At 62.7% G+C, this 26,268-nt stretch carries 26 protein-coding genes; 15 read left to right on the top strand and 11 right to left on the bottom strand.

Annotation, left to right across the window (positions count from 1 at the left end; genetic code table 11):
* The first annotated feature begins 97 nt into the window (after window positions 1-97).
* Window positions 98-652 carry a transglycosylase family protein gene (locus tag EEB12_RS01695; RefSeq protein WP_019748325.1) on the top strand — a complete coding sequence of 185 codons (555 nt, stop codon included), beginning with the start codon at window positions 98-100 and terminating at the stop codon, window positions 650-652.
* Between the two features lie 12 nt (window positions 653-664).
* Here EEB12_RS01695 and EEB12_RS01690 read toward each other — a convergent pair whose 3' ends face one another.
* Window positions 665-1,396, bottom strand: a complete 732-nt coding sequence (locus EEB12_RS01690) for a TetR/AcrR family transcriptional regulator (RefSeq protein WP_141487320.1) — start codon at window positions 1,394-1,396, stop codon at window positions 665-667.
* 197 nt (window positions 1,397-1,593) lie between these two features.
* Here EEB12_RS01690 and EEB12_RS01685 point away from each other — a divergent pair, with 197 nt between their 5' ends.
* From EEB12_RS01685 to EEB12_RS01665, 5 genes are all read left to right on the top strand, one after another.
* Window positions 1,594-3,153, top strand: a complete 1,560-nt coding sequence (locus EEB12_RS01685) for an amino acid permease (protein WP_020907661.1) — start codon at window positions 1,594-1,596, stop codon at window positions 3,151-3,153.
* 2 nt (window positions 3,154-3,155) lie between these two features.
* Window positions 3,156-3,989, top strand: a complete 834-nt coding sequence (locus EEB12_RS01680; RefSeq protein ID WP_141487319.1) for an urea amidolyase associated protein UAAP1 — start codon at window positions 3,156-3,158, stop codon at window positions 3,987-3,989.
* Complete coding sequence (locus EEB12_RS01675) at window positions 3,986-4,639, top strand: urea amidolyase associated protein UAAP2 (protein ID WP_113683600.1); 654 nt, start codon at window positions 3,986-3,988, stop codon at window positions 4,637-4,639. The genes EEB12_RS01680 and EEB12_RS01675 overlap by 4 nt, the downstream gene beginning before the upstream one ends.
* A complete protein-coding gene (locus tag EEB12_RS01670; protein ID WP_141487318.1) occupies window positions 4,636-6,618 on the top strand; it encodes a 5-oxoprolinase/urea amidolyase family protein in 1,983 nt (660 codons plus the stop codon). The genes EEB12_RS01675 and EEB12_RS01670 overlap by 4 nt, the downstream gene beginning before the upstream one ends.
* 160 nt (window positions 6,619-6,778) lie before the next feature.
* Window positions 6,779-7,144 (top strand): AraC family ligand binding domain-containing protein, encoded by a 366-nt coding sequence (locus tag EEB12_RS01665; RefSeq protein ID WP_019748331.1) that lies wholly within the window; start codon window positions 6,779-6,781, stop codon window positions 7,142-7,144.
* On the opposite strand, the gene EEB12_RS01660 is transcribed toward EEB12_RS01665, so the two are convergent.
* Genes EEB12_RS01660 through EEB12_RS01645 form a run of 4 tightly spaced genes read right to left on the bottom strand, consistent with a single transcriptional unit; the run spans window position 7,122 to window position 10,687 of the window.
* On the bottom strand, window positions 7,122-7,904 hold the full coding sequence (locus tag EEB12_RS01660) for a Fic/DOC family protein (protein WP_021344194.1): 783 nt from the start codon (window positions 7,902-7,904) through the stop codon (window positions 7,122-7,124). The two genes, EEB12_RS01665 and EEB12_RS01660, sit on opposite strands and share 23 nt — an antisense overlap.
* The gene (locus EEB12_RS01655; RefSeq protein ID WP_258537316.1) at window positions 7,901-9,334 is read right to left on the bottom strand and encodes a putative nucleotidyltransferase substrate binding domain-containing protein; all 1,434 of its coding nucleotides are present in this window, start codon (window positions 9,332-9,334) and stop codon (window positions 7,901-7,903) included. Before EEB12_RS01655 ends, EEB12_RS01660 begins: the two co-directional genes overlap by 4 nt.
* Window positions 9,335-9,383: 49 nt before the next feature.
* Complete coding sequence (locus tag EEB12_RS01650; RefSeq protein ID WP_020969555.1) at window positions 9,384-10,268, bottom strand: DUF5995 family protein; 885 nt, start codon at window positions 10,266-10,268, stop codon at window positions 9,384-9,386.
* 53 nt (window positions 10,269-10,321) lie between these two features.
* Window positions 10,322-10,687 (bottom strand): RidA family protein, encoded by a 366-nt coding sequence (locus EEB12_RS01645; RefSeq protein WP_019748335.1) that lies wholly within the window; start codon window positions 10,685-10,687, stop codon window positions 10,322-10,324.
* A 98-nt stretch (window positions 10,688-10,785) separates the two neighbouring features.
* On the opposite strand from EEB12_RS01645, the gene EEB12_RS01640 reads away from it, so the two are divergent.
* The 4 genes from EEB12_RS01640 to EEB12_RS01625 are packed head-to-tail and all read left to right on the top strand — an operon-like array spanning window position 10,786 to window position 16,530.
* On the top strand, window positions 10,786-11,823 hold the full coding sequence (locus tag EEB12_RS01640) for an Rv2578c family radical SAM protein (RefSeq protein WP_003944842.1): 1,038 nt from the start codon (window positions 10,786-10,788) through the stop codon (window positions 11,821-11,823).
* 37 nt (window positions 11,824-11,860) lie between these two features.
* Window positions 11,861-13,285 carry a 3' terminal RNA ribose 2'-O-methyltransferase Hen1 gene (locus EEB12_RS01635; RefSeq protein ID WP_019748337.1) on the top strand — a complete coding sequence of 475 codons (1,425 nt, stop codon included), beginning with the start codon at window positions 11,861-11,863 and terminating at the stop codon, window positions 13,283-13,285.
* Window positions 13,282-15,825, top strand: coding sequence for a polynucleotide kinase-phosphatase (locus tag EEB12_RS01630; protein ID WP_141487317.1), 2,544 nt, complete (start codon window positions 13,282-13,284; stop codon window positions 15,823-15,825). Before EEB12_RS01635 ends, EEB12_RS01630 begins: the two co-directional genes overlap by 4 nt.
* 36 nt (window positions 15,826-15,861) lie before the next feature.
* The gene (locus tag EEB12_RS01625; protein WP_141487316.1) at window positions 15,862-16,530 is read left to right on the top strand and encodes a class I SAM-dependent methyltransferase; all 669 of its coding nucleotides are present in this window, start codon (window positions 15,862-15,864) and stop codon (window positions 16,528-16,530) included.
* Here EEB12_RS01625 and EEB12_RS01620 read toward each other — a convergent pair.
* Window positions 16,491-17,720 carry an MFS transporter gene (locus tag EEB12_RS01620; RefSeq protein ID WP_141487315.1) on the bottom strand — a complete coding sequence of 410 codons (1,230 nt, stop codon included), beginning with the start codon at window positions 17,718-17,720 and terminating at the stop codon, window positions 16,491-16,493. The genes EEB12_RS01625 and EEB12_RS01620 overlap by 40 nt on opposite strands.
* A 70-nt stretch (window positions 17,721-17,790) precedes the next feature.
* On the opposite strand from EEB12_RS01620, the gene EEB12_RS01615 reads away from it, so the two are divergent.
* Window positions 17,791-18,846, top strand: a complete 1,056-nt coding sequence (locus EEB12_RS01615; RefSeq protein ID WP_258537315.1) for a LacI family DNA-binding transcriptional regulator — start codon at window positions 17,791-17,793, stop codon at window positions 18,844-18,846.
* Window positions 18,813-19,466: a hypothetical protein gene (locus EEB12_RS01610; RefSeq protein ID WP_021344202.1), complete on the top strand. Its 654-nt coding sequence runs from the start codon at window positions 18,813-18,815 to the stop codon at window positions 19,464-19,466. The genes EEB12_RS01615 and EEB12_RS01610 overlap by 34 nt, the downstream gene beginning before the upstream one ends.
* A 95-nt stretch (window positions 19,467-19,561) precedes the next feature.
* Here EEB12_RS01610 and EEB12_RS01605 read toward each other — a convergent pair whose 3' ends face one another.
* A complete protein-coding gene (locus tag EEB12_RS01605) occupies window positions 19,562-20,380 on the bottom strand; it encodes a helix-turn-helix domain-containing protein (protein ID WP_021344203.1) in 819 nt (272 codons plus the stop codon).
* A gap of 89 nt (window positions 20,381-20,469) precedes the next feature.
* On the opposite strand from EEB12_RS01605, the gene EEB12_RS01600 reads away from it, so the two are divergent.
* The gene (locus tag EEB12_RS01600) at window positions 20,470-20,841 is read left to right on the top strand and encodes a cupin domain-containing protein (protein ID WP_020969562.1); all 372 of its coding nucleotides are present in this window, start codon (window positions 20,470-20,472) and stop codon (window positions 20,839-20,841) included.
* Here the strand turns inward: EEB12_RS01600 and EEB12_RS01595 are convergent, their stop codons facing one another.
* From EEB12_RS01595 to EEB12_RS01580, 4 genes are all read right to left on the bottom strand, one after another.
* Window positions 20,842-21,570: an HD domain-containing protein gene (locus EEB12_RS01595; RefSeq protein WP_020907678.1), complete on the bottom strand. Its 729-nt coding sequence runs from the start codon at window positions 21,568-21,570 to the stop codon at window positions 20,842-20,844.
* A 208-nt stretch (window positions 21,571-21,778) separates the two neighbouring features.
* Window positions 21,779-22,375, bottom strand: a complete 597-nt coding sequence (locus EEB12_RS01590; protein ID WP_180279591.1) for a CHAP domain-containing protein — start codon at window positions 22,373-22,375, stop codon at window positions 21,779-21,781.
* 17 nt (window positions 22,376-22,392) lie between these two features.
* Window positions 22,393-23,964, bottom strand: coding sequence for an MDR family MFS transporter (locus tag EEB12_RS01585; RefSeq protein WP_020969565.1), 1,572 nt, complete (start codon window positions 23,962-23,964; stop codon window positions 22,393-22,395).
* Window positions 23,965-24,006: 42 nt separating this feature from the next.
* Complete coding sequence (locus EEB12_RS01580; RefSeq protein ID WP_024487257.1) at window positions 24,007-24,639, bottom strand: TetR/AcrR family transcriptional regulator; 633 nt, start codon at window positions 24,637-24,639, stop codon at window positions 24,007-24,009.
* Window positions 24,640-24,743: 104 nt separating this feature from the next.
* Between EEB12_RS01580 and EEB12_RS01575 the strand changes: the two genes are divergently transcribed.
* Both EEB12_RS01575 and EEB12_RS01570 read left to right on the top strand, forming a co-directional pair.
* Complete coding sequence (locus EEB12_RS01575) at window positions 24,744-25,112, top strand: zinc ribbon domain-containing protein YjdM (protein ID WP_167343323.1); 369 nt, start codon at window positions 24,744-24,746, stop codon at window positions 25,110-25,112.
* 101 nt (window positions 25,113-25,213) lie between these two features.
* Window positions 25,214-26,245, top strand: a complete 1,032-nt coding sequence (locus EEB12_RS01570; RefSeq protein WP_258537314.1) for an ABC transporter substrate-binding protein — start codon at window positions 25,214-25,216, stop codon at window positions 26,243-26,245.
* Window positions 26,246-26,268 lie beyond the last annotated feature (23 nt).

Below are 26,268 nucleotides of genomic sequence, written 5' to 3'. Positions count from 1 at the left end.
AACCTTCGCGGGGCAGGAGTGAAACAGGCGAGTCGATCGACGAGACGTGAAAGCGTCCGGGCCGACCTCGTCCGCGGTAGCGGAGAGGATTTACCCAATGACCAGCATCACCTTCAAGCGCGCCCTCGGCGCAGTTGCAACCGCAGGCGCAGTCGTCGCAATCCCGCTCGCCATGAGCACCGGCACCGCTTCGGCAGCCGGCCACGACTGGTCCGGAGTCGCAAACTGCGAGTCCTCCGGTAACTGGGCCGCCAACACCGGAAACGGCTTCTACGGCGGACTGCAGTTCACGCAGAGCACCTGGAACGCATTCGGTGGATCGGGCAACGCTGCCAACGCCAGCCAGTCTGAGCAGATCCGTGTCGCCGAGAACGTTCTCGCAGGCCAGGGCGTCGGCGCATGGCCCGTCTGCGGTCAGTACCTGACCACCGGCACCACCGCAGGCAACTACGAGGCCGCAGCAGCCCCCGTCACCGCTGAGGCTTCCGTCGAGTCGGCTCCGGCAGCAAGCACCGGAAGCGGCAACTACGTGGTCAAGGCAGGCGACACCCTGTCGAAGATCGCTGCTGCACACGGCATCTCGCTCGAGAACCTCGCCAGCCAGGTCCCGAACATCAACCTGATCTTCCCGGGACAGTCCCTCTCGGTCTAGTCTCGTGGCCGTTTAGGTCCTCATTGCGTCGAAATTGTCCGGAGCTGATGCAGCCCCGGACAATTTCGACGTTTCTGCGTTCGCAATGAGCTCTGCTGCTTCCGTGTGGATGGGATCAAGATCCTGGCGCCACCCCAGAATGTGCAGTGCCGACCCGGCGATGACGGCGGCGTCGGGGATCGGGGTGCCTTCGAGTGCGTCGGCTCGCGCGCTGATCACGCTTTCCACCAGGCGAAACGGAAGCTCGGCCAGGTGAGTTGATGCTGGATCGTCAATCGCGTCGAGCACTGTCTGGGCGAGGGCCCGGTATTGCTCGCGAAGCCGATCGCGATCGGCTCGGAACGACATGAACCTGTCGCTTCTCAGTTCCGGCAAGAGATAGAGGACACCGAGGTTCCACCGTCCGGTGATCAGTTGGGCCGCGTCGATGTACGAAAGCGCGTACAGCTTCACCTCGGGTGAGGTGCCGAGTGGCCTGAGATTCTCCGCGAAGTCGAGCGCCGGAGTCACGGTGTCGGCGAGCAGTGCAACCAGGATGTCGTCCTTGGTGGCGAAATGGTTGTACAGCGACGCCTGACGCATTCCGACTGCTTCGGCGATGTGGCGTGTCGACGTCGCGGCGAAGCCTCGGGTGGTGAACAGTTCAGCGGCTGCATCCAAGATCTCCGCCCGGGCAGTCCCACCCGGGCGTCGGCGAGCGGTCAGGCGGGGTCGTCCGGGGCCGGAGTTGGTCACGCCTTCCATAGTGGCAGGCTCTGGCCTTACATGCGGGGTGGCCGTCGCTGTGAGCATTCGGTCACGTGCTCGAAACGTACTCAACGAGCCTGTTACAGAATCAGGCGAATCGTATACGCGGGCGTCACCTGCGGCGAGTGGATTTCGCGAAAACTATCAATCGACAGTTATTCGCCCCTGAATCGCTTCGCCGAAGGAGTACGCCGTTGAGTGCAACCACCCCGGCTGCGCAGCCCACCACCGCATCCGCACTCGCCTCTTCGCCTCACGACGACGGTGACCTCGCGGAGTTCGGCTACGAGCAGCAGCTGCATCGATCGCTGGGAAAGTTCGCGTCGTTCGCCGCGGGCTTCTCCTTCGTTTCCATCCTGACCACGATCTTCCAATTGTTCGGCCTCGGTTTCGGTTTCGCGGGTCCGGCGTTCTTCTGGACCTGGCCCGTCGTCTTCATCGGTCAGTTCATGGTTGCTCTCAACTTCGCGGAACTTGCTGCCAGATATCCGATTTCGGGCGCCATCTACCAGTGGTCGCGGCGGATGGGTGGTGAAATCGTCGGCTGGTTCGCCGGTTGGTTCATGATTCTCGCTCAGATCGTCACCGCGTCCGCCGCCGCGATCGCCTTGCAGGTCGTGCTCCCCAATGTGTGGAGCGGGTTCCAGATCATCGGCGAGGACAGTGCACTCACCTCCTCGAGCGGTGCTGCCAATGCCGTACTGCTCGGTTCGGTACTTCTGGTTCTGACCACCTTCATCAACTGCATCGGCGTCAACTGGATGTCGCGTATCAACAACATCGGCGTGACCTGCGAAATCGTCGGTGTCATCGCGGTGATCGGGATGTTCTTCACCCACGCTCAGCGCGGACCGGACGTCGTCCTCGACACCGGCAGTGCCGGCGGTCAGCCCGGATACGCCTGGGCGTGGATCATGTCCGGACTGATGGCTGCCTACGTCATGGTCGGCTTCGGTTCGGCAGGCGAACTGGCCGAGGAGACCCGCAACCCCCGACGCGTCGCACCTCGTACGATCCGCCTTGCACTCTCCGCTTCCGCGCTCGGCGGCGGCTTGATGATCCTCGGCGCGTTGATGGCAGCGCCCTCACTGACCGACGGACGCCTGGCCACGGAAGGTTTGCCGTACGTACTGACCTCCATTCTGAGTTCGCCGTGGGGCACGGTCTTGTTGATCGACGTCTCGATCGCAGTGTTCGTGTGCACCTTGGCCATTCAGACTGCTGCTTCACGGCTGATGTTCTCCATGGCCCGCGACGGGCGGCTTCCTGCCTCGCAGGTACTGGCAAAGGTCAACCCCCGCACCGGAACACCTATCGCGCCGTCCGTCCTCATCGGTCTGGTCTGCATTGCCGTCCTGGCCGTCAACGTAGGCAACTCGGCAATTTTCGCAACCCTGTCCAGCGTATGCATCATCTTGATCTACTTGGCCTACCTCATGGTGACGGTGCCGCTGCTGGTTCAGCGTCTCAAGGGATGGCCTCGCACGGCAGTCGGCCCCAAGTTCGACGCCGAAGGCAAAAAGCTTTTCTCCCTGGGCATCTGGGGAGTTCCGGTCAACATCGCCGCGGTTGTGTACGGCGCGCTGATGGTGATCAACCTGTCCTGGCCACGAGCCGAGATCTTCAACCCTACGGGGGAGTACCCCATTCTGCAGTGGGCCGCGCCCATCACGGTAGCGCTGGTCGTGGGGCTGGGAGTCGCTTGCTTCCCACGTGGCCGCGCCACCCCGAATCCCGTCACGATCGGAGCCTGACCATGAGTACTCAGACCACCGCCGGAGCGCGTGAGCATGCCCGTTCTCAAGCCGGAACGATCACCGATTCCATGCCGGTGTTGCCGGCCACCCGCTGGCCGAACCCGCCCGAGGACGTCGCTCCCGAACGTCTGACCTGGGCTGAAACAGTGCCGGGTGGGCGATACACGACCAAGGTTCTCGCCCGTGGAACCCGATTACGACTTTGCGACATCGTCGGCAGCGCCTGTGCAAACATCTTGCTCTACCGCGCCGACGCCCCCTGGGAGCGTCTCAACGTCGCCGATACCGTCAAGGTGCCATGGCAGGCCTATCTCGGTGTCGGGCACCCGTTGCTCTCCGATCAGGGGCGAGTACTCGCGACGGTGGTCGCCGACACGTCGGGGCACCACGACGCGTTCTGTGGAACGACGTCACGCGCTACCAACGAGGCGAAGTACGGGCAGGGTTCGCTGCACAGTGCCTCACCCGCCGGTCGTGAACTGTTCACCGTCGCTGCCGCGAAGAACGGACTCGGGCCGCAGGACATAGCGCCACCGTTGTCCTTCTTCCATGGTGTCCGCGTCGAGGCGGACGGCGCTCTCACCAGTACGGGTTCCGCCGGCGCCGGCGCGACGGTCGACCTTCTGATCCACCTGCCGGTCATCGTGATGATCGCCAACACCGCGCACCCACTCGATCCGGCGCTGGAGTTTCCCACCACGTCCCTCGAAGTGCTCGCGTGGAACGCGGCCGACGAACTCGGCAGCCTTGACGATCTCGGGCCGGAATACCAACGCGCAGTGCTCAATACCGAAGATGCCTGGACGGCTTCGAACCTGGAGGAGATCGCATGACCACCACCTTGGATGTCCCCGCCCTCGTTCCCGGAACGGTGATCCTCGACGAGATTACTGAAGCGTTCGGGCCGTGGTCCGCAGTTGTCCGCGCCGGCGACGTCCTGACCATCGTCGATCTGCACGGAAATCAAGCCGTCGACACACTCGTCTACGCCAGTGACGATCACAGCGTTCGGTACTCGGCAGCAGCGACGGTCACAGCGCAGCAGAATCTGTTTCTGACCACAGGATCCGTGCTCCGCAGTGACGACGGAACTCCGCTCATGACCCTGGTCGCGGACGAGGTCGGAAACCACGACACCGTCGGCGGCGCGTGCTCACAGGAATCGAACACCCTGCGATACGGCCACCACACCAAGCATCAGCACGCGTGCGTCGAGAACTTCCTCGTCGAGGGCGCCAAATGGGGGCTCGGTAAGCGGGACCTGGTGTCCAACATCAACTTCTTCATGAACGTCCCGGTCGACCCCGACGGCACACTCGGAATCGTCGACGGACTGTCTGCGCCAGGCAAGCGGCTCGCGTTGCGTGCCGAACGCGACGCGCTCGTCCTCGTGTCCAACTGCCCGCAGATCAACAACCCGTGCAACGGCTTCGATCCGACGGCCGTCCGCATGATCGTCACACGGCCGGAGGCAGACGAATGAACGCAAAACTGACCATCGTGCGTCCCGGAATGTTGACGACGGTTCAGGACTATCCAGGGCGCGTCGGGTACTGGCAGATCGGTGTCCCACCGTCGGGCCCGATGGACGACCTGTCGTTTCGGTTGGGAAACACCGCACTCGGAAATCCCGAAGGCGCACCCGGCATCGAATGCGCGATGGCCGGACCTGCGATGACGTTCGACGAGGACACCACGGTGTGCGTCACGGGCGCTCCAGTGTCTGTGACCGTCGACGGCATCGCCCACGGTCAGTGGCGTCCTGTTTTCGTCCCCGCTGGAGCGGTGCTCGACGTCGGGACGCTCAGCGGCCCAGGACTGCGCATCTACGTACTCGTACAGGGCGGAATCGAGACCGACGACTATCTCGGCAGTGCGTCGACCTTCACCCTGGGCAGGTTCGGTGGACACGAAGGTAGGACTTTGCGGGCGGGGGACGTTCTCAAACTCGGACAGGCGACCGGGGCAGCGGGAGGTGTTCCCGCCGAGCATGTTCCGGCGATACACACGTGCTGGGAACTTGCGGTGACCGAGGGCCCGCACGGGGCGCCGGAGTTCTTCACCCGCTCCGACATCGACACGCTGTACGCGACCGAGTACGAGGTCCACTTCAACTCCGACCGCACCGGAGTCCGGTTGATCGGTCCGAAACCTGACTGGGCCAGAACCACCGGCGGCGAAGCGGGACTTCACCCTTCGAACATCCACGACAACGCGTATTCGATCGGTGCACTCGACTTCACCGGCGACACGCCCATCCTCCTCGGACCCGACGGACCGAGCCTCGGCGGCTTCGTCTGCCCGATCACGGTGGTGTCTGCTGATCGCTGGAAGCTTGGACAGTTGTCTCCCGGGAACAAGATTCGCTTCGTGCCGGTCCGCGCCGACCGGGTAGCCTCCCGCCGTGACCTCGGAGTATCGCGTCGAGCGTCCAATTCGGTTGTGCATTCCTCCGGTGGTGACGGCGACGACGGCGTCATAGCCCGCCGTGACGGCGACACCGCGGTCACGTACCGGCGCTCAGGCGATGACAATGTGTTGGTCGAATACGGCGACATGAATCTCGACCTGGCGCTACGTGCGCGTGCACATGCACTGCATCAGCGACTCGAAGCCGAGAAGCCGGCCGGACTACTCGATCTCACCCCGGGAATCCGTAGCCTGCAGGTCCGCGTCGACCCGGACGTGCTGCCCGTCGGCAAACTGATGGGAATGCTCGCCGAGGCGGAGGACACCTTGCCTGCTGCCAACGAACTTGTTGTGCCCAGTCGCACTGTGCGGATGCCACTGTCGTGGGACGACCCGGCTACGCGCGAAGCGATCCAGCGGTACATGCACGGAGTGCGCGCAGACGCGCCGTGGTGCCCGTGGAACATCGAGTTCATCCGCCGGATGAACGGTCTCGAATCCGTGAACGACGTGTTCGACACCGTTTTCGGCGCAGAATACATGGTGCTCGGGCTCGGCGACGTCTACCTCGGAGCTCCGGTCGCGACGCCGCTCGACCCACGTCATCGCCTTGTCACGACCAAGTACAACCCCGCCCGCACCTGGACCCCCGAAAACGCCGTCGGGATCGGTGGGGCTTACCTCTGCATCTACGGCATGGAAGGCCCGGGCGGGTACCAGTTCGTCGGGCGTACGACGCAGGTGTGGAATCACCGTCACCCCGCGAAGTCGGGCCCGTTCGAGGAGGGCACTCCCTGGTTGCTGCGATTTTTCGACCGGATCTCCTGGTACCCCGTCGAGCCGGAAGAGCTGATGGATCTGCGCGCGGACACTGCGGCCGGCCGCGGCGGGGGAGTCGAGATCGAGGACGGCAGCTTCTCGCTGGCTGAGCATCAGGAGTTCCTCGCGTCGAACTCGCGCTCGATCGAGGAGTTCCGCGCGATGCAGTCCGTCGCATTCGGAGCCGAGCGTCAGCGCTGGTCCGACGCAGGAGAGTTCGCGCTGCCCGGTTGATGGTCGAGTGAGCACCCTTTTCTTCGAGTGAGCACCGCTTCCAGCGTGTCGGAAGCGGTGCTCACTCAGCAGTAACGGTGTTCAGTCCGCGGTGGTTGTCATCATTGGTCATTCATGGGTTGGTCATTGTGGAGGTCGACGAGGTGAGCGACACTCAGCCATGCGATTCGTGACACTGCCCCAAGGAAGCCTGGACGCCGACGAGTACGGCAGCCGGAACATCACCATGATGCAGCTCGCCCGTTCGGTGGACGGTGGAGAATTCAGGAGTCACTTCGCGTGGTGTCGGCCGAACAGCCTGTTGGGGAAGCACTCTGCGAACCTCTGGCAGCTGTACGTCGTCGTGGACGGCTCGGGCTGGGTAGCCGAAGACGACGGTCGACGGGTCTCGATGGCGTCAGGCGAGGCAGTGTTGTGGAGCCCTGGCGAGATCCACGAGTCCGGTTCGGATGACGGGATGCTTGTGGTGATAGTGCAAAGCGGCGCTCCGTTCACCGGGCTCGTCAGCGAGTCAGCGCGCGATTGAACAGATCGATGAACGGGCGAGGCGACGGGGTCCCGGTGGGCCGGAAAGGCGCAGAATCCCTCGACGCGGATACCCACTCGGTTCTGCTCACCCGCGACAAGTCGAGCTGATATCGGGTGTCGGCGGCGAGTCGGTGCAGGAAGAGTGTTCCGGTTCGCCCGTTTCCTTCCCGAAACGGGTGGGCATGATTGAGCGTCGAGTACACCGATGCGAGCGCGAACGACGCAGCGCCGTGATCGAGCGCTACCCAATCGACGGCGGCGATGATCTCTTCCACCTCGGACAGGTAGTTCCGAATCGCCGAGACCGGAGCAAACGTTGCCGCACCTTTCCTGATGTCGACGGTTCTGATGTGTCCGGCCCACTGGTACAGATCTTGGAAAACGTGCTGGTGAAGTAGGAGAAGTTCGGCTGTGTCTCGCGTGTGCGGTACGAGGTCGCCGCCGAGATGCGCCTCACCCAGACGAAGCGCGGTCGCCGCGAACTCGAGTGATTGCAGTGCGGCGGGATCTCGCACGTCGAAATTGTTCTCGAGCACCGATGTACCGCGATAGACGTACGGCGCTGATCTTCGCCAGCGGATCCGCGGGGGAATTGGTGACGACAGGCCGACGGCTCGCGCCAATTCCTGCTCGAAATACTCACGCCGAGAGAGCATCCCGATCATGACGGCCTCGAGTTCCGCGATCTGCTCGTTACTCGGATCCCAGCCTTCGAGGCGCTCCGCCGCCAGAACCTGTTCGAGCGCAGTGCGATTCACGGGTCGATGTCGGGTAGCGCCGACGCGGACGCGGCATATTCGAGTCGTCGTTGCACACCTGCGACCTCGCGCACTGCATTGCTCAGCAAGCTCCGCGAGAGCGGAGTGAGTTCGGAGATCACGACTTCGTCGGTCGGTGGCCGACCTGCCGCGAACTGATCGGTCTGGTGGCGGACACGAATCTGCTGCAACACCTCGAAAGATTCGATCAGTACCTGGGCGTCGTCGTCGAGTAGGAAACCGCTTCCCGCTGCAGCCTTGAGACGTTCGAGTGTCGAACTCGTGCGGGCGCCCACGGAAATCCCCGCCCATCGAGCGATGTTCACGATCGGTTGGACGGCGCTGGCTTTGAGGTCGACGGTTCCGGTCCGACGCGTCATCACGTCCTTGAACGAATGGAGCTTTGCCTTGTCTCCGACCGCTTCGCGAAGGAGCAGTCGCATGACGGCCGGGTGCAGTCGCAGTTGATCCAACGCCGCAGGGCGTGGATCCAACGCCGGATCGCCTGCGACGACGCGGGCATCCGCCAGCATCGACAACATGACCAGGGCTTGGTCCTGGTACGGATTGGATACCCATTTCCGCAGCGCAGTGCGCCATTGTGGGAGCGTCCGAGCAAACCTGGCCTGGGTCGCGACGGCGTTCTTGGTGTCGCGAGGGAACCCGCAGAGATCGAGGATGTCGTGGATGGTCTTCGCGGCGTCGGCTCCCTCGTGATGAGATTCGCCGCCCCACACCAGCGCACTGTCGATATCCGAAGAGGGGAGCGCTTCACGCCTGGCGACGCTGCCGAGCGACAGCCACGCGAAATCCGGTCGCTCGTCTCCGCCCACCACCAATTCGATGGCTCGCCTGACCGTCACGTCGATCAGCACGGCCAGCGTCGCGCCGATGTCGAGCGGTGAGACCCGTGAGGCCACCAATTCCGTCACCAGAACAGGGACCGCGCGGGCTGTTTCGACGAGGTGGGCGTCGTCCTGTGCTGTGGCGAGCGCTGCGCGCAGTTCGAAACCCTGATTGGTGGCCGAAGTCAGGAGGTCGCTGAGTTCGAGCACACCCATCAGTGCGCCTGCCTCGGTCACGACCGGGAGATGGCGCAATCCGTACTCGAGCATGTCGGTCACGGCGTCGGCGCCCAATCGATCCGGATCGACTGTCACTGCTGACGGCGTCATCACTGTTGATACCGGCTGATTGCTGTCGATACCACCGACTACCACGCGAGCGCGTAGGTCACCTTCGGTGAAGATTCCGAAAGCGCTTGTCTCCGTCGGGATCACAACAGCACGGCGGCCCGCATCGGTCATCAACTTCGCGGCCTCGCGGATGGTTGCCTGGCCGTCGCAGACAATTGCGGGCCCGCGCAACAGGTCTCGCACCCGGCGCATGGCGGGACTCTGGATGCCTTGCCCCGCCGAGTGCCCCGTCATGGGGTCATTGTCGCAGGTGTGTCCGTTTCAGGCAGCGGAGGGTGAGATGTCAGAGACCGCCGAGTCGCGAGAGTACGTCGAGAGCGGAATCCGTAGTACGCCAGAGTGCGTCGATCTCCTGTTCTGCGCCGGGACGTGTCTGCGGATTCTGGAGGGCGAATCCGTTGGCCAGTGTGATGGTGTTGTATCCGCTGTCGGCGGCGCGGAGCAGCAGTTCCGAGGGCTGCGAGTTTCCGGCCAATCGGTCGAGTCCTTCGCCGACGAAGTAGAACCGCCAGAGCGGCCCCAGATCGGCGTCGTACTCGGCCTTGGTGAGGGTCACGATCGAACCACCCTTGACGGCAATGGAATCGACGATCTTGTAGAAATCCGTGACATCCTCCGCAGTGGTTCCGGACGTGGCGACGGCGTGAGCGAGGTCGACGGTGAGATGCGCGTTGTAGCCGGCCATGGCAACCCGTGCTGGACTGGCGTCGCACTGACGTGTCAGGGCGAAGTAGTTGGTCCACGCCGGATCGGTGGGAGTACCGGTGAACTCCGCATGGACGTTCACCAGGTACCTGCGCAGCAATTCGAAGCTGACGGAATGGGCCCACTCGTCATCGGCGAAGGCCGCAGGGTCTCGCTGCAGCGGCATCACCGCCTCGTGTTCGACAGCGTCGAGGCCGATGGAGAACAAGCCTCGCCAATCGTGGTGTGAGACGAGGATCGACGTGATCTCACGATGACGTTCGACAGCGGTCTCGAGCCGAGGCAGTCCGGCACCGTTCAGCGTCGTGACGTCGCTGAGTTCGGCAATCCGGCCCACCTCGGCATTGCTCAACTGGCTGCCGCAAGCCGTCGAAAGACTCTCGCCCGGATCTGCGAGTGCAGAACCGGGCGAGAGGAAAGCGGCGGTGATGCCGAGCGCGAGCGTCAACGGATACAGCCGCATCGGTTTCATCGGCTCAGACTAGGCGCCCATTTCACAAATGTCCGGATTGGCGATCAGCTGAGAACCGCGTCGGCCTCGATCTCGATGAGCAGAGCGGGGTCGATCAGCGAGCTGACCTCGAGGATGGTCGTGGCGGGACGAATCTCGCCGAACACTTCACCGTGCGCGAGAGCGGCCTGCTCCCACTGCGTCATGTCGCGCAGGTACATGCGAGTGCGGATGACGTCGTCGAGCGAGGCGCCGGCCTCGGCAAGTGCTGCCTTGATAGTTTCGAGCGCTGCGCGGGTCTGATCTGTGAGGGTCTCACCAGGAGCGGTGGTGCCAGAGACTGCGATCTGGTTACCGATGCGCACGGCACGGGAGTAACCGATCTTGGGTTCCCATTCGGAACCGGAGGAAATATTGATTCTGTTCGACATGCACCGAATTCTGCCAACAACTTCCCGGCCGTGGTGAGGCACGGTCGGGTATTCGCTCCATCTTGACATACCTTAGAACAAGTGTTCGACTTGGGGCCATGAGGTGGTCGGGTCAGGCATTGGATGCAGATGACGGAGCGCTACCCGGACTCGAACGGGCCGGGTTGGTTCGCTCCGTGCAGACTCCCGAGTTCGAGGGAATCACGTTTCACGAGGTGCTCTGCAAGAGCGCGCTCAACAAGATGCCCGAAGAGTCGACGTTGCCGTTCAGCTTCACCGTCAACGCTTTTCGTGGTTGCTCGCACGCATGCCGATATTGCTTCGCGAGACCGAGTCACGAGTACCTCGACCTCGACGCCGGCGCGGATTTCGATTCCCAAGTGGTCGTGAAGACGAACATTGCCGCGGTGCTCCGCAAGGAATTGGCGCGAAAGTCCTGGAAACGGGAGGCAGTGGCACTGGGTACCAACACTGATCCTTATCAGCGAGCGGAGGGCCGATACCGCTTGATGCCCGGCATTATTCGCGCGTTGACCGAATCGGGAACTCCCTTCTCGATCTTGACGAAGGGAACTCTGCTCCGACGGGACCTGCCGCTGTTGAAGATGGCGGCGGCGCAGGTCGACGTCGGAATCGGAGTGTCGTTGGCGATCAACGACGCTGCACTTCAGAAGCAGATCGAGCCTGGTACCCCGTCACCGCGGGCGCGTCTCGAGATGATCCGGGCCATCACCGACGCGGGATTCTCGTGCAATGTCATGGTGGCGCCGGTCATTCCGTTCCTCACCGATTCCACCAGTCACCTCGACGGTCTGTTCGAGGCACTGTCCGAAGCCGGTGCGACGAGTGTGACGGTCTTCCCGATGCACCTGCGGGGGAGTACTCGGGGTTGGTTCATGAATTGGCTTGCTCAGGAACATCCGGCACTCATCCGTCGCTACCGCGAGCTGTACGGGCGGGGTGCGTATGTCACTCCCGAATACAAGCGTTGGCTCGCAAGCCGTGTCGAGCCATTGGTCGAGCGTCATGGGTTGGGTGGTCGTTCGGAGCATCGAGATGTCAGTGCGGCTGGCAGTGAACCGCGTGAGGCGCCTCGGGAACTGGTGGGTGCGGGAGCAGCTCTCACTTTGTTCTGACGGCCGCGGGCGCGTAAATCGGAGGCGCCCCGGACGTTTGCCGGGCTACATTCGCCTGGTGCTACTCACACTGACGTCCACCCCGACCCCGCAGACTCCTGATGCGACCGCGTTGAGCTACCTGCTGCACAAACATCCCGACCGCGTGCAAACCTTCGACTTGGCGATCGGCACCGCCACGGTTCTGTACCCGGAGGCCTCGGCCGAAAAGACCACGGTGGCAGTGATTGTGGACGTCGACCCCATCGAACTTGTGCAGAGTAGGTATCGACGAGGCAAGAGTGGCGACAACTTTTCGCTGGGGGAGTACGTCAACGATCGGCCGTATGCGGCGTCGTCCATACTCTCGGTTGCTCTGTCGAAGCTGTTTCGCACCGCGTTGACGGGAACTTGCAAGTCGCACCCGGAACTCGTCGGAGCCGAACTCGCGTTGACCGTCGCGATTCCGGTGGTTCCGTGTGGCGGCGATGCGGAATTGCCTCGTCGGCTGTTCGAGCCGCTGGGCTGGGACGTGACCGCGATACCGGTGCAGCTTGATCCGCACCTACCGATGTGGGGAAACTCCGACTTCGTGTCGCTGACACTGACCGGGGAACACACGGTGCAGAGTGCCCTACGGCACCTCTACGTGCTGTTGCCCGTCCTCGACGATGTGAAGCACTACTGGGTGGGACCTGACGAGGCAGACAAATTGATCCGCGTCGCTGGAGAGTGGTTGGCGTCGCATCCGGATTCCGCGCTGATCATGTCCCGCTACCTGGCTCGTCGACGCGACCTGGTCGAATCGGTGGTCGATCGACTGATTCCCGAACAAGCTGAGGCGCAGATCGAAGCCCCGAGACCGGATCCGCCGCTGGCACGCCTTCGCGTCGACGCAGTTTTGGCGACGCTTCAGCGACTGCACGTGAGAACAATTGTCGACATCGGTTGTGGCGAAGGTAAATTGCTCGAGGCGCTGATGCCGCACGCTCGATTCGACAAACTTGTCGGCGTCGATGTGAGCGCGCGCGAACTGACCCGGGCGCAACGCAGATTGAAGTTCACCGAAATGTCCGACGTCCAGCGTGAACGTGTGTCTTTGATGCAGTCGTCCGCGACGTACCGCGACGCACGCTTGAAAGGCTTCGACGCAGCCGTGCTGATGGAGGTGGTCGAGCACGTCGACACGGCGCGCCTGCCGGCGCTGGTCAGATCGGTCTTCGTGGACGCAGCACCGCAGTATGTGCTGCTGACTACTCCGAATGCCGACTACAACGTGCTGTATCCGGCATTGGCCGCGGGAGAGTTCAGGCACCCCGATCACAGGTTCGAGTTCTCACGGACCCAATTCGACGACTGGGCAACCGAAACGGCCCGAGTCCACGGCTATTGCGTGGAGTTCGAATTTATCGGAGCAATTGATCCGGTCCTCGGCGGGCCGACACAGATGGCAATCTTCACGAAGGAGGCACGAACGTCATGACGGTGTACGAGATTCCAGATCTCGCCCTGGTAGTACTCATCGGCGTCAGTGGCTCGGGAAAGTCGACCTTTGCGGCGCGCCACTTCGGTGAGTACGAAACCCTCTCGAGTGACACATTCAGAGGGTGGGTCAGTGACGATCCGAACTCACAGGAGTCGACGTCCGATGCTTTCGAAGTGCTGGAGTTCGTCGCGGCCAAGCGTTTGCGACGCGGACGCCTCACGGTGGTCGACGCGACCAACGTCCAGCCCGCTGCGCGCAAGCGACTCGTTGCGTTGGCTCGCGAGCACGACATACTGCCGGTGGCAGTCGTGCTCGATGTTCCGGAATCGGTCTGCTCTGCACGAAACGACGCTCGCTCTGACCGGACGTTCGGACGCGACGTGATTCGCCGCCAGCACCAACAGTTGACTCGCTCGCTCCGCGGGTTGGGTAAGGAAGGTTTCCGTTCGGTTCACATCCTCAGAGGTGAGGACGCGGTTTCCGAAGCCACATTCTTGCGCCACCCGCTCCGCAGCGATCTGCGTGTCGAGCGTGGTCCGTTCGACGTCATCGGTGACATCCACGGATGTCGAAGTGAGCTCGAGACGCTCCTCGTGAAACTCGGCTACACCGTCGACTTCGGGACGGATGGCAGAGCTGTCGATGCGGTGCCGCCGGACGGGCGAACTGCCGTCTTCCTCGGTGACTACGTGGATCGAGGTCCGGATTCGGTCGGTGTGCTGCGTCTGGTCATGGGGATGGTCGCGGCGGGACATGCGATAGCGGTTCCGGGTAACCACGAGAACAAACTCGTCAAGGCGCTGCGCGGTAAGAAGGTCACGCCGAGTCACGGACTCGCCGAGACCCTCGAGCAGATGGCCACCGAGTCGGCGGAGTTCCGCGAAAGCGTCGTCGACTTCTGTGACGGTCTCGTCGCGCACCTGGTCCTGGACGACGGCAAACTCGTTGTCGCGCACGCCGGTCTCAAGGAGGACTACCACAACAGGGCGTCCGGCCGAGTGCGAAGCTTTGCGCTCTACGGTGAAACCACCGGTGAGACGGACGAATTCGGCTTGCCCGTTCGGTACCCGTGGGCGCAGGACTACCGAGGATCAGCGATGGTCCTCTACGGTCACACTCCGGTGCACGAGGTGGAATGGATCAACAACACCGCGTGCCTCGACACCGGCTGTGTGTTCGGTGGATCCCTCACCGCCCTTCGATACCCGGAACGAGAGATCGTGTCGGTTCCGGCGGAGCAGGTTTGGTACGAGCCGGTGGTACCGCTGGCACCGCCGACTCGCGATCCGGACGTGCTCGATCTCGCCGACGTCCTCGAAACGACAGGCGTCGACACCGAACTGCGCGGTCGAGTGTCCGTTCGCACCGACAACGCTGCCGGCGCCTTGGAAGTGATGAGCCGATTCGCCGTCGCGCCGCAATGGCTGCGGTACCTACCGCCGACCATGGCGCCCTGCGCGAGCGCCCAATCCGATGATTATCTGGAACACCCGTCGACCGCGTTCGACGCATACCGGGCCGGCGGAATCGGAACAGTGATCTGCGAAGAGAAGCACATGGGTTCGCGGGCAGTGGTGCTCGTGTGCCGTGATCGATCGGTTGCTCAGTCCCGCTTCGACGCACCGGATGCGCTCACCGGGATGGTGCACACCCGCACCGGCCGCCAGTTCTTCGACGACGACCTGACTCAGCAGTTGATCGACGACATCGCCGCCGCAGTCACCTCCGCTGGGTTGTGGGAAGAGTTGGGCACCGACTGGCTGCTCCTCGACTGCGAACTGTTGCCGTGGAACGTCAAAGCGGAAGGTCTGCTGCGCTCGCAGTACGCGTCGGTCGCGGCGGCCGGGCGATCAGACCTCACAGCTCGCGAGGCCGTGTTGGCGCAGGCCGGGGCGCGGGGCCTGGACGTGGCGGAGATGTTCGAACAGACAACTGTTCGGGCCGCCAGTATCGAGCGCTTCGGAGAGGCGTACCGACGGTACGTGTGGCCGACGAACGGACTGGACGGCGTCACCATCGCGCCGTTCCAGATTCTGGCGGCCGAGGGCAAGTCGTACGGGGAACGGGATCACGAATGGCACCTGGGTATTTCGGACCGCCTGGCCGCGGCCGACCCGAGTCGATTTACCACTACACGTCGCCTGGTGGTCGATCTCGGTTCCGAAGACTCGGTGTCCGAAGCGACGAAGTGGTGGGAGTCACTCACCGGTGACGGTGGTGAGGGGATGGTCGTCAAACCGCTGGCGAATCAGATTCACGGACCGCGGGGGTACAACGCGAAGGTTCAGCCGGGGATCAAGGTCCGCGGCCGGGAGTACCTGCGATTGATCTACGGTGCCGACTACCTCGAACCGTCGACTCTTGCGAGATTGCGTAACCGCAACCTCGGACACAAGCAGTCGATGGCGCTGCGCGAGTACGCGCTCGGCATGGAGGCGGTATCCAGGCTCGTCGACCGTGAACCATTGTGGCGAGCGCACCAGGCCGTGTTCGCAGTGTTGGCTCTCGAATCGGAGCCGGTCGACCCGCGGTTGTGACGGCCGGTGCCCGGGCTCGGATTGATACCGTCGGGTATGGGTGTGATTGCGCGCTTGGACGGTTTCAACCGACGCCATCCGTGGAGTCACAACGATCACTACGGCCGGTGGGTTCTACGTAATCTGCGCGGGGTCAGGTCCGGTCGCGCTCTCGACGTGGGGAGCGGGACCGGCAATCTGATCGACCTCTTGCGGCGGCGGTTCGACGTGGTGGTCGGTGTGGAACCCGACCCGACGACGTCGGCCGCCGTGCGCGCAAGGTTTGTCGACGACGAGAACGTGATCATCGAAGCACGGCGGATCGAGGACTTTGCATCCGAGGCGAAGTACGACGCGATCACAGTCGTCGCGGCGTTGCATCATCTTCCACTCGAAGAGTCGATGAAGCGGCTGAGCGGCCTGCTCGAATCGGGCGGGCGGCTCGTCGTGGTCGGGTGTTATCGATCGACCACAGCAACCGACGTACTCCTGTCGGTGTTGGCGACCGTGTGCAATCCCGTCGTCGGCGTCGTCAAGCATCGACGGGTTGCCTCCGAGCCACTGAAGGCGATGACGGCTCCCACCGCGGAACCGGGTGAGTCGATGGCTGACGTCCGACGCGCGGCCGCGTTGTGTTTGCCAGGTAGCCGGATCAGGAGACGACTGTTCTGGCGATACACCCTGATCTACGACGCGACCGTCGCTGCCGCGTCGGTGGGGGAGTGAGTAGACCGCTGCGGTTCGCGGGGAAATGCGCGTCGGCCGAACCCGACTATCACCAACGAACCGATCATCAGAGTCGCCCCGATGCCCGCCAGATGTGAGAGCCCGCCACCGTCGACGACGGCCGCACCGAGCAGAGCGCCCGTTGCAATCGCGATCTGGAACACGACGACGTAGATGGCCGAGGCACGGTCGGTCCCGATCGGAACGGCGCGCAGAACCGAGGACTGGAGGCAGATCGGAACGGTGGTGAACGCCGCACCCCACAAGATCGTGGCGACAACTGCGAACGCTCCCATCGACGGCGCCAAGAGCCAGAAGATGGCCAGCGCGCCTGCCACCGTCGCGATCGAGATGAGCGTGAAGAGACGCGGTCGGCGGTCGTAGTACTGGGCGGCGACCCACACTCCGACTGCGCCGGCGGCGCCGTAGACCAGAAGCATCGCGGCACGGATGCCACCGGACGAGCCGAGGCTTTCCTCCACCAGAAGTGTGAAGAACGTGTACGAAGCGAACTGCCCCAGGGCGGCAAACAGCGTTGCCGCGCAGATGACGGCGAGTGCCCGTTTCATCGCCGGTGTCGGCTTCGGTTTGCCTCGCTTGCTCCGATGGTGTTGATCGACCGGCATTTCGGGCAACGCACGATGCAGTGAGAAAGCAATGACCACTGCCACCACACCGATTGCCGTCGACGCAGTCCTCCAACCCCAGGATTGGCCGATCGCCGAAGACAGTGGACCTCCGAGAACAAAAGCGAGAGACGTACCGGCATACACCATCGCGATTGCCTTGCCCTGTTGTCCGCGCGGAACCAGAGTGGCTGCGACCGGGGCAACGACAGCCCAGAACACTCCGTGCGTCGCAGCGCAGAGCAATCGTCCGATCACCAGCATCGGATAGTTGACGGCCAATGCTGCGACCAGTTGCGACACCGCGAGGGTGGCCACCGTCAGAACGACAACACGTCGGCGCGGCCAGGTTTTGACCGCTCCGATCAGCGGAAGCGTCAAGACCGCGACACCGTATGCGTAGAAGGTCAGCAGTAGGCCGACACGCCCTTCGGTGACGTCGAGGTCCGTCGAGATTTCGCTGAGCAGTCCGACGGGGAGCATTTCGGCCGTCACGTAGGCGAAGGCTGCTCCGGCCAGTGTCATCAGCCGTAGCGTGGTTGCCTTCGGCAGTCGAGCAATCATGTTGTGTAACGATACATGTATCGATACACACCTGCGCAATGGATATTTTGCACTCGCTATGCTGATGCTCATGGCCATACGTGCGCAGCGTTCGAGTCGACCGACGATGGCCGACGTCGCCAAGGCCGCAGGCGTGTCGGTGATGTCGGTGTCGTACTCCTTCGCACAGCCCGAGCGCGTGTCTGAATCAACGCGAGCCAAGGTGTTCGCCGCCGCCGAAGAGCTCGAGTACGCGGGCCCTAACCGGGCGGCGCAGTCCTTGCGGAGCGGGAAATTCAATAACATCGCGGTCGTCTTCAGCGAGAAGCTGACGTATGCCTTCGAAGACGCAGTAGCTCGGCGATTCCTCTCGGGAGTCGCCGAAGCGTGCCTGGATGCGAACGCCGGATTGATGATGCTGCCGAACTCGGGGAAACCGGGAGACGTCGACAGAGTTCGCGACGCGGCAGTAGACGGCTTTGTCGTCTGGACCACCGTCTTCGACGATCCCATCCTTGACGCGATTGTCGGCACCGGAAAACCCGCATGCATCCAGGGTGGGCCGTTGCACGAGGGTGTGGATCTCGTCGGGATGGACGATGTTGCCGGCGCCGTTGCGATCGCGGCAGTCGGGTTGTCGGGGGCGCAGCGGCCCGCGGTGATCAGCCTTCCGTGGGATCGTGAGCGTCGGTCCGAGATTCGGATGGACGTGGATCCAGGTGAAGCGTTCTTTCCGGTGTCCCGCCATCGGCTCGAGGGCTACGAGCGCGCCGTCCGCGACGCGGGCCTCGATTGGCCCTCGGTGCGGGTGGGGGTCGTCACCGTCAACGAGCGGAGCGAGGGTGCGCGGATGGCTCGGTCCCTTCTCGACGTTCCCGAGAGCCGAAGGCCCGATGTCATCTTGGCGATGAGTGACGAACTGGCTCTGGGGGTTCTGGACGCGACCCGTGAACTCGGCCTCGCGCTGCCCGACGATGTCGCAGTCGTCGGATGGGACGACACAACAGCCGCATCGGACGCAGGCTTGACCACAGTTCGCCAGTCCCTGTTCGATCAAGGGCGCAATGCAGCTCGCGTGGTTCTCGGGCTGGACGATGCGGTGGAGCCGGTCGAGTGGTCGGTGCGTCGGCGAACTTCGACGCGATGATCACGCCGGTAGTGGTCGACGCTCTGCGTCTTCGGTGGTTCGTTCCTCCGGAATTGGGGGAGACCGTCCGGTGGGGACTTTCCTGGAATGTCGACAGCCCGAGCAGGTGGGCGGTAGTCGAGCCGGCGTGGGTCTTGACGGCGGAAGTGCGCACGAGTTCGAAACCGTTGATGTGGAGACTGCCTCGCGACGGGTCAGACATCCGGGAGCCGGTCCAGCCGGCGATCGCTCGCGTCGGCGCACTGCAATTCATGTTCGACGCCGAACCACCGTTGCCTTCTCGGATCGAAGCCGCGGGCGCTTTGCAACTACGCGCCGGAACTCCTCGTGACGACACAAATGCCCGTCAGGCGTGGACCGATTTCGACGAGAATGCCTCAACTACCGGAGTGGTTCGCCGTCTACGGCTGATGTCGATGGAGTCCGACATGCTGCCCGACCCGAAGTTTCCGCACGGCCCGAACTGGGGTTGGGCATCGAGGCAGTTCGTGTCCGGGTCCGAGCGGTTCTACGAGTTGGCCCGCGCGCCTCGCGCGTTGCGCTCGTATCAGCTGACCGATTGTGAATACGGGCCGCGGCGCGAGGACTTCCTCCTGGTCGACCTCGAGACGGCTGCTTGATCGTTGGGACCTGACACCGTTTTCATTCAGTGGACACAGACTCCAGCTGATCGGAACCAGTGTCTGCTCGACGAAACCGGTGCCAGGTGCTTCGACTAGCGCGCTCTGCCGACCACGTTCAGTGCGTATTTACCGGGCGGCGCCCCGACATGCTTGACGAAGTGCCGCGACAGGTGGGATTGATCGTGGAATCCGACGTCGACGGCCACGTCCGCCAATTCGCGCCCGGCGAGGATTGCGCGTCGCGCCAGATCGATTCGACGGCCCGTCACGTACTTGTGAGGCGGAAGCCCGAAATGCTTCGCGAAGTTCTTGATCAGATACGTGGGGTTCCGTTGCAGGATGTTCGACGCTTCCCGCATCGTGATTCCCGTTGTGAGTCGCGCATCGAGCAGGTCCCGAAGTTGACCGGCAACGCGTTCGTCAACGGTCGGCGTGTGACGGGATCGACCTGTGGCCGGTGTGAGGATCTCGTTCAATCTTTCAGCGAGGAACCCCAGGCGACTTTCGGCTTCGAGTGATTCGCCGTCCGGGCCGAGTGCAGAGTGCAGTTGATCGATGCGGTGGCGCAGTAGAGGGTCTCGAATCTCGGGGCTGTCCACCGCCGGGCCTATGAGGACCTCACCGAGAACTGACGTGTCGAGGTAAAGGATTCGTTGACGAAATCCGGCCTCGGTGACCGGAACTCCGTCGTGTGCGATGCCTGGCGGCAACAGAGTCACGATCTCGGGTGCTGCGCCATGAGCGCGATGATCGAGGTCGTATGCAATCGTGCCCCGGTCGACGAGCATCAGAGACCACTGATCGTGCGTGTGTTTGGGATAGGCGTGTCCGACGAAATCGGCATGGAAGACCTCGGTGATTCCCGCGAGGCCCGGTGCCCACGCGGTGATCTGTGCGCCGCGGGGATCCATGTCAGAAACGTACAAGACGCAGCTGCCGCGGGTGACGAAGAGTGGCGGGGTCGTCATCGCGGTGGTGGCGCGCCCGAGGGAGGAACAACATGAACAGTTCGGCAACAGCGGTATCGCTCCGCGAGAAGTTCGGTCAGTTCACCGAGCACTGGTCGCCCAAGAAGATTGCGGTCCTCAATGATTACGAGATCAAGATCGTCAAGATCAAAGGTGAATTCGTCTGGCACTCCCACACCGACACCGACGAAATGTTCCTGGTGACGAAGGGGCAGATTCGAATCCAACTCCGAAACGGAGATGTTCCACTGGGGCCCGGTGAACTGTTCGTGGTACCTCGCGGAGTCGAACATTGCCCGATCGCCGAGGAAGAAGCGGAGGTGATGTTGATCGAACCCGTCGGCGTGGTGAATACCGGGAACGTCGGAGGGCCGCGAACTGCAGTGCTCGAGGACTTTTCGTAGTTACCGGCTCTTCCAATCCAGGGGATTGGTACGCAACGGCAGGGCCATTCCCGATCTCCAGAGCGTCGCCGCGCGAGAGTGCGGACGGAGCTCGACCTCGCGCCGCATCGATTGCGCGAACTCGTCGGTGAACCCTGTTCGCGGGTACTCCGCGATTGTTGCATCAACAGTTGCTCGCGGAATTTCGGGCGCACGCCGACCGGCAACGTCGAAATGCGCTGCGGCATGCAGTAGATAGGCGTCAGCGCCCGCGCCGCGGTCGACGGTCAGATCCATGTGTAGACGGATCGCTTCGCCGATTCGCCGTACCGACCTCTCCGAAGTTCCCACTCGGGTCGCGAGTTCTTCTGCGTCTGCGGCACTGATGTAGGTGAAACACCCGTGCTCGGCCGATCCTTCTGCGCCCAGTCCGACATCGTGAAGGGCGCACGCAGTGAAGAGATCTTCGGGGTCGTACTCGATCGCATCGATCTGCGCGAAGGCGTCGGCCCAGATCCAGCAGCGCAGGCTGTGGTTCAAGACCGCGGGGGAGAGGGTTCCTCTGGCGTGATCGAGCGCTTCGCTGCACAGCTTGGTGTCGGGGAGTGGGCGTTTGCGCAGTTCGGGTGTGCGAGTGGGGTAGCGGCCGAGCCGCAGCCGGAGCATCGACGGCGTGCTCATGGCCTGCGCAGCAGCCGCGCGGGCCATGAGCTGTATCTGCTCGAGGGTGGTCAGCTCACCAGGGCGCATCGAATTCCTGTCTGAGGTAGGGGACAGCTGGATATGAATCTAGTTGCCAGGTCTGATACTTCGTTCGATATGAATATCTGTCGACGACGGAAACGCTGAATTATCCGAACAATGTCGATCAGTTTGCACCAACCAACGGTTGAACCAATTCGGAAATCTCACCGCTCGCAACAATCAAGTTTCATCACGCAAAGACGGCGGGGGTGGCTCAGATGACGCCGAACCCGACGATCCCCGGGACTTCCGACGGGACGATGCGATGGAGCATGACCTTGTTGTTCTCGTTGCCGCCGACGGTCGTCAGAGTGCCGCCGTCGTTGACCAGAACGACGTTGACGTGTTGGCCGAAGGGGCTCGAGTCGCCGTACAGGATCGTGTCGCCGACCTTGGGCTGGTAGTCCTGACCGTAGGGGACAAACGCGTCGACCGACTCGTAATACTCCTGCAGCGTGTACACCCCGGGGATGCGCCACGACCCTGAGTTGGGGTTCGAGAACGGCGTGCCGATCTGGTTCATCGACCAGCTCACGAAATCGGCACACCACGATTCTTCGACACCCTCGGCGTATTTGGTGCCGGGACTCCCTGACTCCCACTCCTGCTCGAGGACGCCCAGTAGCGCACTCTGCTGAGCGCTGAGAATGCTGTGGTCGACGGCCGGGAACGAATCGAGATTCTCGCCGGCAAGAGCGTCGTCGCCGCGCGCGAACCACCACAGTGCGCCGGCGACAACTACGACCACCACAACGCCGAATACGCCCAGAACAGCGAGAGTGCGTCTGGGCGTATTCGGTGCGTGCGACATCACGCCACGATAGTCAATTACTCGAGCGGGGGTGCCGAGCGATCGATCGTTGTCGCGAGTGGCTTCTCCTTGACGAAGAGCAACAGGACAACTGCCGCGATGACCAAGGGGACGAGGTACAGGAAGATCGGCGCCAGCGCGTCGTTGTACGCACCGACGATGATCTCGCGAACCTGGCTGGGCAACTTCCAGAGGATTCCCGGGGTCAAGGAGTTCTCGTCACCACCGACCGCGCCGCCATTCGCCGGGAGTCGCTCGGCCAGGAGATTGGTCAGACGCGAGGCGAACAGGCTGCCCACGATCGCGCTGCCCAACGACGCACCGATCTGACGAAAGAAGTTGTTCGACGCGGTGGCCGTTCCCACTTCGGCCGCGGGGAAGGTGTTCTGCACGATCAAGATCAAGATCTGCATGACGAGGCCGAGGCCGATACCCATGAGTGCGATGTAGCAACCGAAGACCAGCAGTGAGGTCGACGGCGTCAGACGTGAGAGCAGGACCAGAGCGACTGCGACGATGGATGTTCCGACGATGGGGAAGATCTTGTAGCGGCCGGTCTTGCTGACGAGCTGACCGGATCCGATGGAGGCGACCAGCAGGCCTGCCATCATCGGAATCATCATCAGTCCTGCTTCGGTGGCGTTCTTGCCTGTCACCATCTGGATGTAGGTCGGCAGGTAGGCGAGCGCACCGAACATCGCGATGCCGATGATCAGACCCGCGACGGTGGTCAACACGAAGTTTCGTTGAGCGAACAGGTGCATCGGAATTACCGGTTCGTCAGCACGCTTCTCGACGAAGACAAACGCCACTGCGGTCACGATGCAGCCGATGATCAACCCGATGATGACGCCTGACCCCCAGGCGTAGGTGTTGCCGCCCCAAGTGGTGAACAGGATCAGACAGGTTGCGGCCGTTGCGACCAAGACCATTCCCAGATAGTCGATGCGAGGCTTGCCGAGGTTCGGCTTCCGCAGGTGAAGGAATGCCATTGCGCTCGCGATTGCGAGGAGCCCGAGGGGGATGTTGATCCAGAATGCCCAGCGCCAGCCGATGCCCTCGGTGAACCATCCACCGAGAAGGGGGCCGGCAACCGAAGCCAGTGCGAACACGCCGCCCATCGCACCCATGTACCGGCCGCGTTGCCTGGCGGGGACGACGTCGGCGATGATCGCCTGGGACAGCAGGATCAATCCGCCGCCGCCGAGTCCTTGCACGGCTCGACCAGCGATGAGTGTGGTCATGTCGTGGGACAGGCCGCCGATCACCGAACCGACGATGAAAATGCTGATGGCGCCGATGAAGAGGCCCTTGCGGCCGATCAGGTCACCGAGTTTTCCGTACACCGGCATCATGACGGTCGAGGCGAGGATGTATGCCGTCGTCACCCAGACCATGTGGTTGACGCCGTTCAATTCGCCCACGATGGTCGGGAGCGCGGTGCTGAAGATCATCTGGTCGAGCGATGCCAGAAGCATCGTGATCATAAGCCCGACAAAAACGAGGATGATCGACCGTTTGTCCGGCGCGGCCTCGGTATCGGTATGCGTGCCGTCGGGTTCGACGGTCGCAGCTTCTCGAGTGGACATGTAGTTCCTTAGTTGAGTGACAGCTGGTGCGAGAGAGTTGGATCAGCTCTCGGACCTGAGTATTCGAGCCATCAGGAGTAGTGCCGGATCAAGCAAGTCGGTTCTGGGGCTTGCCCGTTCACTGTTCTGCCATTTTCGGAAGACGTAACGCATCGCGGCGCCTGCGGTGATGACCGTTGCCGTGGCTTCGTCGGCAGCGGCTGTATCCGAATGCAGGCGGCGATACTCGGTTCTGTGCGACAACTCCCGCGTGAGGATCCGGGTGAGCGTGTCTTCAAGATCGTGGAAGGTGGCCAGATGTTGTTGCAACAGCGTGGGATGACGTTCGAACAATTCGCGTCGATGCGCGAGCAGATCGGGTCGCTCGTCGACGATCTGCATCGCCGCCTCGAATACCGCGAGGGCGCCGCGCAGCGGATCGTCCGGGTGCTCGCCGATGAGCGTGAGCATGGTTGCCTCACTTGGCACGACGAGCATGAGCCCACCGATCGCTGCGTCCTTGGTGGGGAAGTAGTTGAAGAACGTGCGGGTCGACAGATTGCAGGCCTCGCAGATCTTCTCGACAGTCACTTCGTCGTAGCCGAGGTCGAGGACGAGTTCGACGGCAGTGTGCTCGATCAGCTGCCTCGTCGCAATTCGTTTTCGTTCGCGCAATCCGAGAGTTTCGGTTCCCATTTCATCCATAATTGCACAGAGTGCAAAGTTTCATCGAATGCAATATTTCGCCCAAGAATGCCTCATGAAATGCAAAAATGGGGATCGGGTGCCTGGTGGATAGGATGAACCGCGTGGAAGAAACCTTGCCCCCTTGCCCCGAATGCGCCGGCGAATACACCTACGAGATGGGCGCGTTGATGGTCTGCCCGTCCTGCGCGCACGAGTGGGCGCCGACCGATAGTGCCGGCGAGGACTCGGGTGTGGTGAAACTGGGTGTGGTGAAAGATGCCGTAGGAAACATCCTTGCGGACGGAGACACGGTGACGGTCGTCAAGACACTCAAGGTGAAGGGCAGTCCGACCGGCATCAAGTCAGGTACGAAAGTGCGCAACATCCGCCTTGTCCAGGGCGTTGGCGACCACGACATCGACTGCAAGGTCGACGGCATCGGACCGATGCAATTGAAGTCGAGTGTCGTCAAGAAGGTGTGACCGGACAGCGATAGATGTCGGCTCGAAATCCTGTTCAGTTTCGACGGTTCGATAGCCACAATCGAGGAGATCTTCGACCGCTCGAACGAATGGACCGAACTGTGCCGAACTCGATCTGCCTGGCGCCCGCACTCGACAGCACCGCACTCGATACAGACGAGCAGTGGGAACGCATCGTCGATGCGCTGACACGCAGGGGATTCCTCGGCGCCGGGCTCGGTGTCGCGGCTGCGACATTGCTGGCAGCGTGCAGCAGCGACGAAAACGGCTCGGCGCCAAGTGGTCTCGTCACAGTGCAGGATGAGACGGGCAGTGTCGAGATTCCGTCGGATCCGCAGCGAATGGTCATCGCCCACGTCAGCGCCATGGCGACGGTCCTCGACCTCGGTGTGCCGCCGGAGAAGATCGTCGGCGGCTTCTTCGGTCTCGAAGGGGTGGGCGGCGACGCGGTGTTGCGCACGATGCCGGAGGCGGCGAACATCCCGAACCTCGGCACGGCGGGAACGTGGAACAAGGAAGCGATCATCGGCGCGTCGCCAGATCTGATCGTCATGCTCCTGACCGCCGGAAATGCTTATGCGGCAAAGTCCTACGACGAACTCTCTGCGACCGGTGTTCCAGTGTTCGCCGGCTTCAACGGGTACCTCACGTGGGACGAGATGAAGAAGTTGGTCACCTCGATGGGCGTCGCGGTCCGACGCGAAGAAGCTGCTGCGGAATTGAACGCGAGAACGGAAGAGCGCCTCCTCACAATCAAGGATCGGCTCTCGGCCCTCGGCTCGCTACCGTCGGTGACGCTGCTGCGTACCGGCGAAAACGGTGTCGTCTACAACCAGGTCGACGCTCTTCTCGATGCTCTCGGTTTCCCGGGCGATCGAGCTACATCGGAGGAGTTCACCCGCACACTCACAGCGGAGCAACTCGATCAGGTGACCAGCGACGTGATCATCGTGGGTGCATTCCAGGACCAGCAGGACGTCCGCGCGCAGTTGGCAATGAACCCGCTCTGGGAGCGTCTTCCCGCTGTCCGCTCGGGGAACGTCCATTACGTCGACGACAGCCTGTGGGGCTCGGGCTATTCTCCTCGCGCGACCGAGCTGCGACTCGACGACATCGAGCGGATCTTCAGCTGACTCCGTCGTGTCACCTCGACTTA

This window comes from Rhodococcus sp. WS1 (assembly GCF_003797745.1).
Classification (GTDB): domain Bacteria; phylum Actinomycetota; class Actinomycetes; order Mycobacteriales; family Mycobacteriaceae; genus Rhodococcus_F; species Rhodococcus_F erythropolis.
Note: the sequence above shows the minus strand (reverse complement) of the source record. Positions and strands in the feature narration are given on the sequence as shown.

What these genes read in the sequence shown, in the direction of transcription:
- EEB12_RS01695 (WP_019748325.1), top strand. Translation starts at nt 98, where the DNA reads ATGACCAGCATCACCTTCAAGCGCGCCCTCGGCGCAGTTGCAACCGCA.
- EEB12_RS01690 (WP_141487320.1), bottom strand. Translation starts at nt 1,396, where the DNA reads ATGGAAGGCGTGACCAACTCCGGCCCCGGACGACCCCGCCTGACCGCT.
- EEB12_RS01680 (WP_141487319.1), top strand. Translation starts at nt 3,156, where the DNA reads ATGAGTACTCAGACCACCGCCGGAGCGCGTGAGCATGCCCGTTCTCAA.
- EEB12_RS01675 (WP_113683600.1), top strand. Translation starts at nt 3,986, where the DNA reads ATGACCACCACCTTGGATGTCCCCGCCCTCGTTCCCGGAACGGTGATC.
- EEB12_RS01670 (WP_141487318.1), top strand. Translation starts at nt 4,636, where the DNA reads ATGAACGCAAAACTGACCATCGTGCGTCCCGGAATGTTGACGACGGTT.
- EEB12_RS01665 (WP_019748331.1), top strand. Translation starts at nt 6,779, where the DNA reads ATGCGATTCGTGACACTGCCCCAAGGAAGCCTGGACGCCGACGAGTAC.
- EEB12_RS01655 (WP_258537316.1), bottom strand. Translation starts at nt 9,334, where the DNA reads ATGACGGGGCACTCGGCGGGGCAAGGCATCCAGAGTCCCGCCATGCGC.
- EEB12_RS01650 (WP_020969555.1), bottom strand. Translation starts at nt 10,268, where the DNA reads ATGCGGCTGTATCCGTTGACGCTCGCGCTCGGCATCACCGCCGCTTTC.
- EEB12_RS01645 (WP_019748335.1), bottom strand. Translation starts at nt 10,687, where the DNA reads ATGTCGAACAGAATCAATATTTCCTCCGGTTCCGAATGGGAACCCAAG.
- EEB12_RS01640 (WP_003944842.1), top strand. Translation starts at nt 10,786, where the DNA reads ATGAGGTGGTCGGGTCAGGCATTGGATGCAGATGACGGAGCGCTACCC.
- EEB12_RS01630 (WP_141487317.1), top strand. Translation starts at nt 13,282, where the DNA reads ATGACGGTGTACGAGATTCCAGATCTCGCCCTGGTAGTACTCATCGGC.
- EEB12_RS01625 (WP_141487316.1), top strand. Translation starts at nt 15,862, where the DNA reads ATGGGTGTGATTGCGCGCTTGGACGGTTTCAACCGACGCCATCCGTGG.
- EEB12_RS01620 (WP_141487315.1), bottom strand. Translation starts at nt 17,720, where the DNA reads ATGATTGCTCGACTGCCGAAGGCAACCACGCTACGGCTGATGACACTG.
- EEB12_RS01615 (WP_258537315.1), top strand. Translation starts at nt 17,791, where the DNA reads ATGGCCATACGTGCGCAGCGTTCGAGTCGACCGACGATGGCCGACGTC.
- EEB12_RS01605 (WP_021344203.1), bottom strand. Translation starts at nt 20,380, where the DNA reads ATGGATCCCCGCGGCGCACAGATCACCGCGTGGGCACCGGGCCTCGCG.
- EEB12_RS01600 (WP_020969562.1), top strand. Translation starts at nt 20,470, where the DNA reads ATGAACAGTTCGGCAACAGCGGTATCGCTCCGCGAGAAGTTCGGTCAG.
- EEB12_RS01595 (WP_020907678.1), bottom strand. Translation starts at nt 21,570, where the DNA reads ATGCGCCCTGGTGAGCTGACCACCCTCGAGCAGATACAGCTCATGGCC.
- EEB12_RS01590 (WP_180279591.1), bottom strand. Translation starts at nt 22,375, where the DNA reads ATGTCGCACGCACCGAATACGCCCAGACGCACTCTCGCTGTTCTGGGC.
- EEB12_RS01585 (WP_020969565.1), bottom strand. Translation starts at nt 23,964, where the DNA reads ATGTCCACTCGAGAAGCTGCGACCGTCGAACCCGACGGCACGCATACC.
- EEB12_RS01580 (WP_024487257.1), bottom strand. Translation starts at nt 24,639, where the DNA reads ATGGGAACCGAAACTCTCGGATTGCGCGAACGAAAACGAATTGCGACG.
- EEB12_RS01575 (WP_167343323.1), top strand. Translation starts at nt 24,744, where the DNA reads ATGAACCGCGTGGAAGAAACCTTGCCCCCTTGCCCCGAATGCGCCGGC.